This window comes from Lysinibacillus sp. FSL K6-0102, from assembly GCF_038003545.1.
In the GTDB taxonomy this organism is placed as follows: Bacteria; Bacillota; Bacilli; order Bacillales_A; family Planococcaceae; genus Lysinibacillus; species Lysinibacillus capsici.
The window spans coordinates 2292297-2304556 of record NZ_JBBOPH010000001.1; the positions used below are offsets into that span (position 1 = coordinate 2292297).

Sequence of the window (12260 nt, forward strand, 5' to 3'; positions counted from 1 at the left end):
AACTTTTTTATTAAAACCTAACTTATAACTGCTAAAGAAAAACCCCTTTTGATCAATCTTTTTTCAAAAGGGATTCTTCTTAATTTAACATAAAATAAGGGTTTGCAAGGTAATTTTACTCAAACTTTAATTCAAAGCTACAGTTTCTCCACTAACTAGTAGCGATAGAACAAAGCATAATTTTATTTGTTATAATTTAAGTAATATATATAAAATAAGTAATAATATGGATAATTAACTGATTCTACATAGTCAAGTGACATTCAAGAACTAATTCGTTCCACATTTAAGCTAAAGAGAGTAGGGATGTTTATGTATAAAAAGCTTTCTGCGGATGAAAGAGAGCAACAGCTATCAGCATTAACTATAAAACAACGGAATTTTTTAGAAAACGAAATGAAACGTGGTAGACGGACAGTATTAGAAAACGTTATGAGAGAGGAAAAAATCACAGCACTCAAGTCCATAGATATAACTCTTCAAGAAGATGAGATGAATGTCGTAGATTGGTTGATTTCCGATTACAATGATTTTGGTCCAGGTAATCTAGATGGGCGATGCGCCTGTGGTCGACGACTACGATATATGTTTACCGTTGAACATCAAGTGACTCGGACAAAAATTCAATATGGGAAGGATCATTTGAGTGCATTTTTAAATATTGAAGTGAATGAAATAGATGGCGTTATAAATGAGTTAGATAAGATTGATTATGAACTAGATGAACTTTTATGGAAATTAAATAATAATGTGTACTACCACGAATACTACAATAGAATCCCTGATAAAACAGTAGTTTCTGAAAGCATTAAAAGGCATTTTGAAATGAATATTCCATTTTTAGATCGACAAATCAATAGGTTAAATAAATATTTTCAAAAACAAATGGAAGCATTAGAGGAAGAACAACGTAAAATTCAGCGTGAAGTTGACCTTGAAGAGCGCCAGAAAGAAAGAAGACGAATTGAAGAATTACTTCAGGAAAAGAAAAATATTGAGGCCACTTTAGAGGTTGTAAGAAAGGCTCAACGCGAAATTGAAATCAAAAGACAACAGCAGGAAAACGAACGTATAGAAAAATTGTCACAAGAAAAAAAGATGATAGAAGACAAACTAATTGAATCAGTAAAAGCACAGCTCGGCTATAATGCTGCTTTCGATGAAGTAGCATATTCACTTGTATTGAACGGTCAACATAGCGCGGTAGCAATTAGTCATATTATGGCTAATGATTTTGGCTTTAATAAGCATTTTTCTGTAGGCATTATGCATCGTCCCTTCATTTATTTTGATGTATTACTGGCTTTGAAGAAACAAGTGGATAAAGGATATCTTATTATGGATGAATCATCAAATATAGTGGATTGTATTTTCTATGTGAATCCTTACCGTGAGGAAGATAGAAGTAATGAATCCGAGGAGTTGCAACAACAAACTTTTTCACTTTTTTAATGGTAAATAATTTGGATGAGATAACTCATATTTTTGTTTATTTTAATGATTTTGATGCAATACTTGATGGATTTTACTTAGTTTCAGAAAATGATTTGTCCGATTTAAAAAGTTTGAAATCAGCAAGATTTATAATAAGAGATATAAACGGCAACGAAGCTTGGTTTAATAATTTGAATTGCGGTTATGGCGGTATAGGACCATCTTACTCACAAAAAGTACTTGAGAAACTTGGTATACCATCAGACAAGTCCAAATGTGTAAAAGATAGTAGTTATGACATAGTTAAGTATTTTAAAAATGAAAAAGGGGAGTTTGAAGTTTATCCTATTGAAAGTGCAATTACGAGAAAATCAGAATGTAAAGCAACTTTATATTATCACAAGGGAAAAATAGTTTGTTTGCAAGTTGAAGAGAATTACGTGTCTTATATGGATGATAAAACAAAGTTCTTATATGAATATTCATCGATTGTTCCCAATCCTAGTGATATTATCCTGTTTAATAATAGAGAGTCTGCTATTGAGCATGGATATTTCACAAAAGATTTTTTTGGTAATGATAAGGTTTACCAAGTAATATTAAGAGATCAGCATGGTAGGGAACTTTGGTTATGCCCTCCTGTTCATGATAATAGCGCCTTGAAATATCAAAAAAGTGTAAATGAAATATTAGAGTTTTGTGGTCTAGATGTAAAGTTTGAGGAAAACAAACATAAGTAAATATTAAACCGAAACAAGTTCCAGTAGAAGTAATTGAAATAAATAGCAGCTTATAGTTAATTTACATTAAAAGAATTGATTATAAAAGCACTCAAAACAAAAAAATCACACACATCAGACAAGTCTAGGTTGTGTGATTTTTATTTTCATGCATTAATATGCTGTGTAAGCAATATTTTTATTTTTTTCTCCAAATTCATTTGCGTTTTTATCATTAGTAGCATTTTTGAGTCCAAAATACACATCAAACCAATATAAATCTCTTTTTCTATTTAAATCACCTGTGTCCGTTACTTTAAAAATAGTTTTATTACTATAACCTTCTACATATAAAGCATTTTTTATGAGTATAGTAGAACCAAAAGGAAATATAGTATCATGGTTTGATGTTGATTTTTGATGAACAGCAACAGTCATATACTGTTTTTGGATAACTTGCTCCACCATGCCCTATTTTATTTCCTGTATAACCAGTTACTACACCTGCAATATGTTCAGAGAGCGCTTGTGTTTCGATGTCCGGTGTTTCGATGGCCTGTGTTTTCGGTGAAAATGTAAAAATAAATATAAAACAAGTAAGTATCGAGATAACTGCATTTTTCTTCATGAATACAACCCCTTTTAGTTTTTATATTGTTCTCTTTCAAATTCTTCTTCTAGCTCACCCGTTTCTGCATTGAACAATAAATAAATCATATTTTCCTTGGACTGGTCCCATCCGATAACCATCACAATTGGAATGTTTTTTTGCGAGTCTTTAGTAAAACTAAAATTATATCCCTTAGCAAAAGTGTCTCCGGGATAAATTTTGGTGATTTTTTGAGCCCTTTTTAGTAATTCAGGTGTATCATACTTAAATTCTTCAACACTAGAAATAAAGTGACTTTTAGGCATAGCGTTTAATTCATTAGGAACATGTACTTTATCTAGTACCTTTCCGTTTTGAATAGTTATTAAATAATAGTCTTTTTTATTTGGTATGCCAAATTCAATGCTCCAGTACTTTCTTCTGCCTTCCATTCCTGTTGGCGTTTTATCTTTGTCAACACTATTTCCACTATATAACATTGCTTCTTTGTTCCACTGAAGAGCCTCTTTTTGGGCAATCTCAATTGCTTCTTTTAACGTTAAACCCATTTCCATGTCAGGAGAAAAAGCAACTTCAGATTTTTTGCTCGAATCTAACGTTGTATCGTGGTCTGTACTTTGTTGACAACTTGCTAAAAATACACAAATGAAAAGAAGTAAAAAAAATTTCTTCATTAATTCCTCCCTCCAAAGAAAATTAATTTTAGTTGGTATAAGAGTAATTTATACATATAATTTCAAATACCTTCCATTAATTAAAATGTTTATGAAAAGGTCTCTTCGATTTCTATTTACCTAGAAGAACGCCAGAAAGAAAGAAGATGAATTGAAGAATTACTTAAGGAAAAGAAAGAAATTGTGGCCACTTTAGAGGCTGGAAGGAAGGCTCAACGCGAAACTGAAATCAAAAGACAGCAGCACAAGAAAATAGATGATAGAAGACAAACTAATTGAATCAGTAAAAGTACAGCTCGGCTATAATGCTTCTTTCGATGAAGTAACATAATTACTTGTATTGAACGGTCAACATAGCGCGGTAGCAATTAGTCATATTATGGCTAATGATTTTGGATTTAATAAGTATTGCCCTATTTAAATGGACCAAAGATGAACTAGGTCCTACAAGTGTATTTTTATGGTCAACCGATTAACCAGGTCCTGCAGCTGAATATGTTTGGATTGATTGCCCCAGTGATGAGCAGGTCATCTGGCCAAAGCAAAGAGGCTTAATAACTAGCCGCATTAAAGGTGGCTTTATTCTTAAAATTTTAGTGTTTCATGATTTTACATTAAAAAGTTGAATAAGACGAAAAAGGTCGAATACATTATGATATCTGCTCATATCGTAAAATGAGAGGAGGTGGGATTTATTAAAAAGAAATTCCTTATTGTAGTCTTAAGCATCATGGGGGTACTATTATTAAGCTTCGGATTAGCTTCTTTAAATGGTTCTGCTGAAAATAACATTAGTCCACCACCAAAAAGTGCTGAAATTCAAATGTTGGAAAAGATAGAAGTAAAATTAGTGGGGAAATATAAAATAGGTACCTATAGTATTAATACTCATGTTGATAACAATTCGAAGGATATAGATATTGATGTTCTTGGAAGCCAAGAGTATTATGATTCAGTAAAACATGAAATCAAAGATGTTGTGAGAAATTTGATTAGGTCAACTAAATTTGAAAAATATAAAGTTAATGTAAAAAAAGGTGAAATTCGTCAAATGATAACAGAAGAAGAGTTAGAAAGAAATAATTTATTGGTTGAGATCGCAAAAAAAATTAATAATGAATTATCTAATGCTTATCCAAACAAAATTGATGGAGGAGTAGATATGAGAATTCCTCCACCGGAAGATCCCCAAGAACTAATTGTGGAAGTAAGTACATTGTTAGATGGGGAAAAACAAGTAGATATTGGTAAGGAAATAGAAAGGACAATATATACTACATTAGAGAAAAAGTTAGCCTCTAATAAACTTTTAAAAGAAAGTACCGTGAAAATATACATTTATAATAAGAATAAAGAAAAAATAAAAACATCTTTATAAAAAGATGTTTCAGACTGTAGACAAAGTCGATTTTTTCGACTTTGTCTATTATTTTTAAATTAAACGGCTATAAGTACAATTTTTTCAGATTTTCCAAACCCTTTATTTTCTAGGATTCAGAAAAATATTTGAACATAGAAAACTAAAGTTAAATGCCGACTTATGATAACTTTTTGTTACGAATTTAGTTTGTCGACACTCTGAAATATCTTTATAAAAAGATGTTTTTTTTCTTTAATCATAAAAGCTTAATGTAAACTTGTCACCCTTATCAACTAAAATAGAGAATTGTACTCTATCACCTGCATTAAGATTACCAATTTGAACAGTTCCTTTATAGTCATCTATTGAATTAAGTAAAGTAAACTTTTTAACCCCATTAACAAAATAAGTAGTATGGACATAATTTGAACTATAAAAAGTGCTTTGCATATCTATTTTAAAATTCCCACCATCAGTCGCAACATATTCATTAGTCAACCATGCTACTCCTGCTCCAAGTGTTGGATTTTGTTGTCCTTTAAAATCCCATTCTCCAGCCCCCAAAGGATTTACCTTTGAATCACTATCAATTTCTGTTGCATAAGTATAAAAAGGAATTGCAAAAGTAGTTGCTAAAGAAATCATAAAAACTAATAACAGAATTTTAAATCTAAATAATTTATTCATAATAAAACTACTCCTTTTCCAATTTTTTAATTGCTATTAATTTAATTCTATAATATTGTAAAATATCCTCTTAATATAAAAAATTATATAGTATGTATATTTAAATCTATTTTCTGTTCATTATAAGTAGACTCTAGCTGAACAAAATAGAATGTAGTAATATCAATGTATTAGATTGTTCATTATAAGTTGTTCAATTAAAGGAGTCGATACATAATGATTTTTGGTTATGCAAGGGTTAGTTCCGTTGATCAAAATTTAGATCGCCAGCTGAAGGAGCTTGAGGCTTTCGGATGTGAAAAAATTTACAGTGAAAAAAAGTCAGGAAAAGATTTTGCTCGTTCTGTTTATCGTGAAATGAGATCGAAAATGCGGTTTGGTGATGTGCTGGTCATTCATGATTTAAGTCGTTTCGGGCGGAACAAACAAGAAATCCTTAATGAATGGAAGCAAATAACAGAAGATGAAATTGATATTGTTGTTTTAAATATGCCAATCCTTGATACACGAAAATATAAAGAACTAGCAGGAGGTGTTGGCCAGCTGGTGTCCGATCTCGTTTTGACACTTCTTTCGTGGATGGTTGAAGAAGAACGAAATCGAATTAAAACAGCACAGTCAGAAGGTATCGCTATTGCTAAAGAGCGTGGAGCTTTCAAAGGCAAGCCTAGAAAATATCATGCTGAAGCAAAGGGAAAGGATCGTCTTATCTATAATGTAGTGGTCCAATTATTAAAACAAAATGAATCAGTAGTGAATATTCATCGAGAAACAGGTCTTGCTAGGAACACTATTTATTCAATTAAAAGGCAATTAGAATTGGATGAGTAAACCATCTCTAACAACAAGGATGCAGTTGATAAAACAAGGGCAAGCGATACTTCGTACAAATCGCGTACAAAATGCGTACAAATCGCGTACAAAATGCGTACAAATCACGTACAAAATGCGGACTTTTTTTCGGAAAATCTGTGCTAAAGTATTAGTATCAGAAGATTATGTCCTGAAGAAAGAAAAAATTTTGACAGGATACATAAAGGGTCTTTCCTATTTATAGGAGAGATCCTTTTCGCTTTTGAAATATTAATATTTTTGATGGGAGGGAAAAGAGAAAATGGAAGAACGTCCAAAGCAACAAATCTATGGGTATGAACTTGAGCCAGTGGATATTTCAGATATGTTGTCTTTTGTAGAAAGTAGGCAGGAAGTACACGGCAATAAACCAAAAGTTACTTTGAGCATGTACGGAGATAATGGAAAATGGCATGTTGACGCAGCTGTACGCTACAAAGGTCGTGAAGGAAAGGATGAGTTTCAACCTTTCTTATTAAAATCCTATAAACAACTGTGGCGTGCGGAAAAATATGCGAGGGAAATTGCTGAAGAACATGGCTTTTCATATGAAGGACTTAATCCTTCATTAACTAATTCAGATATGTTCTTACAATATCAAAAACGAAAGCATGTAAAGGATACATTCACAAAAGACATGCGAAATGAAATTGAACAACATGGTACTGAATTAATGAAGGTTGTCGAAACACAGGCAATTGATGATGAAAATGACCAATCTTTCTTAACCAAGAAAGAGGTGGAACATTTAATTAGTGAGCAATTTAATCGTATTGAAATAGGTATCGAACAAATGCTCAATTCTGTGGATCCACAATCAAAGAGGAAGACATTCGCTGACTATCGTGATGAAATGAAAAATCTTCTAAAGGAATGTCGCCAGCATTTCAAAGATTCTATTATTGAACGTACATTAACATCCAAACAAAAAATGGATGACAAGGTAATTGGGCTACGGAATGGTGTTCGCGATAGTATTTCCGAAGTAAAAGATTCAGCTAAATCAAAGTTGATGCAAAGCATTCTTTATATGAATGAACGTTTAAAGGACTTTACAACTGTTATCGATCAAAAACTGTACGAGCATGAACCAGTACAACTTGATCGAAAGCAAAACAAAGCTATGGCTGCACAAGCTCATGAACGATAGGGATTCCCCAAATTTGGGGAGTCCTTTCTATTTTTAAAAACTAAGATACTAAAAAAGGATGGGATTATAGTGAAAATGACAAAAAACCTTAAACGTAAAATGATGGCTGTGCCATTCGCTGCTATGGCATCTATGATGGTAATGACATCAGCATTTGCTGCAGAAACAGAAACAAAACCAGTTAACCAGGTAGAACCAATTGTAGAAGTAGCACCAGTAAAAACAACAACGCAGCAAAAACTTCTATCAAACAATGATAGTGAGCGTCGGCAAGCATTAGAAGAAACATTTAACGTGAAGCTTTCTGACACAGATATTTGGGCAGATAAAGCTGGTGAGTATACTTATGATATGTATGGAAATAAGTATGAATATACACCACACGAAGCACTTAAAGCATTAAATGTTTATGCAACAAATGCAAATCGCCAAGAGTTAATTCAATACGGCATTCGAGAAAATGACTGGCAACCATATCGTGCATTTGAAGCTGAAAAAACACCAGCGTACTTTGAACTTGTCAATGGTAAATACGAGTACAATAAAATTTTCTGGGGAAATTTAATTGAACATGATCTTACAAATTTTAAAACAAAATTGGCCGATAACTGGAATGACCTTGATAAGCGCGCTGTAATTGAGGCTGAAATGAAAGCCTACATTAAAAAGCAGGCTGCTATTTTTAATGAAGCTCCTGGAATCGTTCCTTACGTAATTGGACTTAATCACACTGTAACTTTGGCGAAAGAAAATGGTGTTGCTGAAGTAGCAAAAGATTACAAAGGTATCTTTAAAGATGGTTCTAATCCATTTAAAAAATAATGTGTTTGATAGTTTATTAATGTTCGACAGGCAGCTTGGGGCTGGAACTAAATATTAATGCATTCAAGAGAGGGGGCGTTGGCCACTCTTTTTTTATTGCCCTTGAAGGGAGGTGGAGAATTTTGAATAACTACAAAGCAGAGATCACTCTAGCTATTATCGTTTTAGTTTTATTTGGTGGGATGGTAGCCTTTGCTACTGGTGTAGTCGATCCTCTAATGGCGAAAATCGGTGCTGGATGGACGAAAATGGTAGACAACGTATTTGGCGGAATTGGCGTTTAAAAAGACAGCCTTTTAGAAGAGATCGTGAGGGACTCTTCTTTTTTTATTGCTCTAACTCAATTGAAGGGAGGTATAGGAATTGAATAACTACAAAGCAGAGATCACATTAGCCATCATCGTTTTAGTTTTATTCGGTGGAATGGTAGCCTTTGCCACTGGCGTAATCGATCCTTTAATGGCGAAAATCGGTGCTGGATGGACGAAAATGGTAGACAACGTATTTAGCGGAATTGGCGTATGATAAAGGCTTAATTTAGCCCTAGGGGCAGGGAGTCATGAGGAGCAGAAGATAACGATCTTCTGCTTTTTTATTTTATCGAAAGGAGAATTACAAATTGACACCATCAGAAAGAAAGCGTCAAAGCAAAGTAAAGCCAGAAGGATTTGCTGAAACTGAGGCCTTAGTAAAGGAAATATTTGAGGCACAGGGACAGTCTTATTTTGATTGGCTACATCAGCAACATCAAGCTCTAATTCTTGAATTTAGCTTAGAAAATAAAGGAATGATAGCTTCTCTAGCTAAGGAAAAGGAGGTATAAAGCATGGATAATGCCATTACACTTATAAATGAGATTGCAAATGACGTACAAAAATTTGCGCCTGCAGTAGCTGGCTTGGTTTTAATTATTATTGGCCTTGTTTGGATGTTTGCAAAAGATCCTCAAAAGAAAGAAAGTGCGCAGTCTTGGATGATGAACGTATTTATCGGATTCGCCATTGTTTATCTAGCTGCATCTTTCGTTGCTTGGATGACAGGAAAAGTATCTGGATTCTGATCTAATATTTTACTGAGGGAAAGCAAGGGAAGGAGAAAACAATGTGTTACGAAAATTATTGATTCGTTTCAAGGATGACGGTGATTACTTTCGAGAAATTGATGAAGAACGGAATTATTTTTTTACCGAAGCAGAAGGAATTATTGATAGGATTCGTGACAGAATTGCAAAAGAAAAAAGGGCAGCCTCTACCAAGTCTTTTGAGTTTTGGATTGATGGCCAATGTTTAGTTATCAGCCAAGTTCATTTTGACAAAAAAGATAGCCTCCAAAAACAGCTTGAGCATACAATTCTAACATTTGATAGTTGGGAAGAAGATATACGACATAAGTATGTCAACACCCTAAAGGAGTATGTTGAGGAGGAAAAGCAGCTGTTTATTAATAAAGAGTTTGCGACATTTGCGATTCGCTTTGATCAACTATTCGGTGTTTCTGCTTTTGAACCGTTCCCTATTTATTTAGATGGTTCACAACTAAATCAAGTATATGGGACCATGCAACCACTTGTTAGAACAGGCTTTTATGCAGAACTTGAGCAAATGATGGCAGCTATAAAAACTGCTTTAGAAAAGTTAGTCCTCGATGCTCAAAAGACTTTGCAAGGTGAGCAAACAGACTTTCTTCAACAGCAAAAATTGTTAGAGGAAAAGGTAAATTTGATATTGCAAGAGGATACAGCTTTCAAACAATTTACTCAATATGCTGGTGCAAGTTTTCAGTCTGTAGGAAAACATCGCATTGAGGCTTTATGTCCCAATTTCAAACTATATCAGTCTGTTCAGCTAATCCTTTTTTCAACTTTTGTAGAACAATATAGTTTTGCTGAAGCTTATGAAATTCATTTAACACTGGTTACGGCTTTAAAAGAAAAATATGATGCTATTTTATCGCAAGGCTTCTCGCTTGCTAATGATGAAATGATTGAATCTCTTGTTTTAAGTCCAATTCTACAACAATTTAAGTTGGATATTGAAAAGCAATTACAGAGAGATGAGGTGAAGGAGGATGAGCCACAATAAATTACTTTATCAAGATATAAATGAGATGTTGGCCGAATTAAATGCAAAGGATCGAGGCAGATATTTCATTTGTACGTGTCCAGAGTGCCAGCAACAGGAAGCGTTTATCTATAAAAACAATATGAATTTCATTCAATGCAATCGAGAAAATAGTTGTGGTGAGCGTTTTATTTTATCCTACGAAGAAAAAGAGGCTGAAATCTCTTACTCTACTGATCAAGATAAAAGAAAGGGACTTAGCGTTAAGGAGTCTAAGCAGCTGGCCGACTTTACAAAATTAATGAATCATGTCCTACAAAATATCGAAAGTGACACCTTAGACAAGGGTTATCGAGGACTTTCACGTGCAACTACTTCCCCGTTCATTGCTGATTTTTCTAATCCAGAAGGCGTGAAATTTATGTTTGAATATGCGAATGGATTATTACCGAAGAATTATGCGGATAATCATTGGATGTGTCAAAGAAACCTTGTCTTTCCGTTATTTAGTGAGGATGGTCGTATAGATCGAATTTTGTTACGTTCATCCATTAATCCAAATATTGAGCCTAAAGAAATACAACTAGTTGTGAATCCCTCAAATGAAGCGAGGGATTTTTTTGTTGATATTCCTGAAGAGGCAAAAACCGTTGTTATTGGTGAAGCTATTTTGGACAGTTTATCATTTCGTGAAATCGATAAAACGCTTGGAATTATGGCATTAACAGGTTCTCGGAAATACCGAACTCTCTGCAACTATATAAAAGAAAATCCAGAAAAATTTAAGAATAAGCGATTTCTTATTGCTATGGACGATGATGTTGCTGGCTATAAAGCTTCCAAAGAAATCGCTAGTTGTCTGGAAGAAATACATGCTGATTATCAAATTTTTATATACCCTGAAACGTGTAAAGATGGAAATGACTTTTTAGTAAAGGAAAAGGAAAAATTTCAGCGATATGTTCAGTTTTTTGATAAGAAATTTGAGTCAAACAGCAGAAATTATATTGATATTAAAAAGTCCATGCAACATGTAGTAATATGCAATTCGAGAATGGATGCTTTATCGTTCCGAAGTGTTGATGCAGAATGTGGCGTATTAGTTATACAGGGAGAGGACAATGTTGATTTTAAAGAACCTATCCAGAAACTAATGTTAAACAGGGATTTACAGCATAAAACATTTATTCTAGCTATGCCACATACAGCTGAAGGTCAGAACAAAACACATGAGTTGATTGGATTTTTTGAGAAAATGAATTTAGAGTACAAAGTTTTTGAATATCCTGATGATGCCTTATCGCCAATAAAATTTTCTCTGGATGATCATAAGTCTTTTGAGAAATGTGTTAATCAACAACTTTTCAAAAAAGAAAATCAAGTGCGGAAACTTCAATATGAACGATAAGACACAAGGAAGGAGATATTATGACGACTTTTTTGAAATGGTTTGTACCACTACTAGCGTTCGTAGCTTTTATAGGGTTTATTGCCTACGGGGCATCAGTTCAGAATATAACGACACGTACAATGGCCGAAACTGAAGTGGTTTTGGAAACTGCTCATGTAGGAGCCATTCGAACAGGCTTAAATGAGCAGGGACGATCAGAGAAGGACGCTTTGTATATAGACAAAAAGGAATTAGTAGAAAATTTGTTGACTGAAATTGCAGCAACTCAAAAAAATCTTACCTACAAGCTCCAAGTAAATTATGCATTTGTAGATGCAGGAGGTAAAGTAACATCCATTGATAAAGATATTCGCGGTATCCAATACCGTATTCGATATATTGATGAAAAGGGTAAAGTGAAGGGTACTGCTGAACGACACTTAACACTGAATGAATTAGAGTAGGTACTCACCAAATTTGGTGAGTGCCTTTTACTTTAAGG

17 protein-coding genes are annotated in these 12260 nt (G+C 33.6%); 13 read left to right on the forward strand and 4 right to left on the reverse strand.

The window, feature by feature from the left end; genetic code table 11:
- Positions 1-312 precede the first annotated feature (312 nt).
- Positions 313-1452, forward strand: coding sequence for a hypothetical protein (locus NYE73_RS11565; RefSeq protein ID WP_225340947.1), 1140 nt, complete (start codon positions 313-315; stop codon positions 1450-1452).
- Positions 1452-2174 carry a hypothetical protein gene (locus NYE73_RS11570; protein ID WP_066038279.1) on the forward strand — a complete coding sequence of 241 codons (723 nt, stop codon included), beginning with the start codon at positions 1452-1454 and terminating at the stop codon, positions 2172-2174. The genes NYE73_RS11565 and NYE73_RS11570 overlap by 1 nt, the downstream gene beginning before the upstream one ends.
- A 153-nt stretch (positions 2175-2327) precedes the next feature.
- Here NYE73_RS11570 and NYE73_RS11575 read toward each other — a convergent pair whose 3' ends face one another.
- The 3 genes from NYE73_RS11575 to NYE73_RS11585 are packed head-to-tail and all read right to left on the reverse strand — an operon-like array spanning position 2328 to position 3437.
- Entirely contained in the window at positions 2328-2591 is a 264-nt protein-coding gene (locus NYE73_RS11575; protein WP_175400785.1) for a hypothetical protein, read from the reverse strand.
- Positions 2551-2781: a hypothetical protein gene (locus tag NYE73_RS11580; RefSeq protein ID WP_004224158.1), complete on the reverse strand. Its 231-nt coding sequence runs from the start codon at positions 2779-2781 to the stop codon at positions 2551-2553. The genes NYE73_RS11575 and NYE73_RS11580 overlap by 41 nt, the downstream gene beginning before the upstream one ends.
- A 14-nt stretch (positions 2782-2795) precedes the next feature.
- Complete coding sequence (locus NYE73_RS11585) at positions 2796-3437, reverse strand: hypothetical protein (protein ID WP_004224156.1); 642 nt, start codon at positions 3435-3437, stop codon at positions 2796-2798.
- A gap of 730 nt (positions 3438-4167) precedes the next feature.
- Here NYE73_RS11585 and NYE73_RS11590 point away from each other — a divergent pair.
- Positions 4168-4815: a hypothetical protein gene (locus tag NYE73_RS11590; RefSeq protein ID WP_259950608.1), complete on the forward strand. Its 648-nt coding sequence runs from the start codon at positions 4168-4170 to the stop codon at positions 4813-4815.
- A 234-nt stretch (positions 4816-5049) separates the two neighbouring features.
- Here the strand turns inward: NYE73_RS11590 and NYE73_RS11595 are convergent, their stop codons facing one another.
- The gene (locus NYE73_RS11595; RefSeq protein ID WP_004224152.1) at positions 5050-5484 is read right to left on the reverse strand and encodes a hypothetical protein; all 435 of its coding nucleotides are present in this window, start codon (positions 5482-5484) and stop codon (positions 5050-5052) included.
- A gap of 216 nt (positions 5485-5700) precedes the next feature.
- Between NYE73_RS11595 and NYE73_RS11600 the strand changes: the two genes are divergently transcribed.
- The 10 genes from NYE73_RS11600 to NYE73_RS11645 all read left to right on the forward strand — a co-directional run bounded on the left by NYE73_RS11600 (position 5701) and on the right by NYE73_RS11645 (position 12222).
- Positions 5701-6315 (forward strand): recombinase family protein, encoded by a 615-nt coding sequence (locus NYE73_RS11600; RefSeq protein ID WP_004224151.1) that lies wholly within the window; start codon positions 5701-5703, stop codon positions 6313-6315.
- Between the two features lie 283 nt (positions 6316-6598).
- The gene (locus NYE73_RS11605; RefSeq protein ID WP_259950609.1) at positions 6599-7486 is read left to right on the forward strand and encodes a hypothetical protein; all 888 of its coding nucleotides are present in this window, start codon (positions 6599-6601) and stop codon (positions 7484-7486) included.
- A gap of 69 nt (positions 7487-7555) precedes the next feature.
- A complete protein-coding gene (locus tag NYE73_RS11610; protein ID WP_259950611.1) occupies positions 7556-8308 on the forward strand; it encodes a hypothetical protein in 753 nt (250 codons plus the stop codon).
- Between the two features lie 122 nt (positions 8309-8430).
- Positions 8431-8592, forward strand: coding sequence for a hypothetical protein (locus NYE73_RS11615; protein WP_004224145.1), 162 nt, complete (start codon positions 8431-8433; stop codon positions 8590-8592).
- A gap of 79 nt (positions 8593-8671) precedes the next feature.
- Positions 8672-8833 (forward strand): hypothetical protein, encoded by a 162-nt coding sequence (locus NYE73_RS11620; RefSeq protein WP_004230910.1) that lies wholly within the window; start codon positions 8672-8674, stop codon positions 8831-8833.
- Positions 8834-8927: 94 nt separating this feature from the next.
- Positions 8928-9131 (forward strand): hypothetical protein, encoded by a 204-nt coding sequence (locus tag NYE73_RS11625; protein ID WP_004230914.1) that lies wholly within the window; start codon positions 8928-8930, stop codon positions 9129-9131.
- 3 nt (positions 9132-9134) lie between these two features.
- On the forward strand, positions 9135-9368 hold the full coding sequence (locus NYE73_RS11630; RefSeq protein ID WP_004230916.1) for a pilin: 234 nt from the start codon (positions 9135-9137) through the stop codon (positions 9366-9368).
- A gap of 43 nt (positions 9369-9411) precedes the next feature.
- Positions 9412-10389 (forward strand): hypothetical protein, encoded by a 978-nt coding sequence (locus NYE73_RS11635; protein WP_004230917.1) that lies wholly within the window; start codon positions 9412-9414, stop codon positions 10387-10389.
- The gene (locus NYE73_RS11640) at positions 10376-11776 is read left to right on the forward strand and encodes a toprim domain-containing protein (RefSeq protein ID WP_004230919.1); all 1401 of its coding nucleotides are present in this window, start codon (positions 10376-10378) and stop codon (positions 11774-11776) included. The genes NYE73_RS11635 and NYE73_RS11640 overlap by 14 nt, the downstream gene beginning before the upstream one ends.
- Before the next feature lie 20 nt (positions 11777-11796).
- Positions 11797-12222, forward strand: coding sequence for a hypothetical protein (locus NYE73_RS11645; protein ID WP_004230920.1), 426 nt, complete (start codon positions 11797-11799; stop codon positions 12220-12222).
- Positions 12223-12260 lie beyond the last annotated feature (38 nt).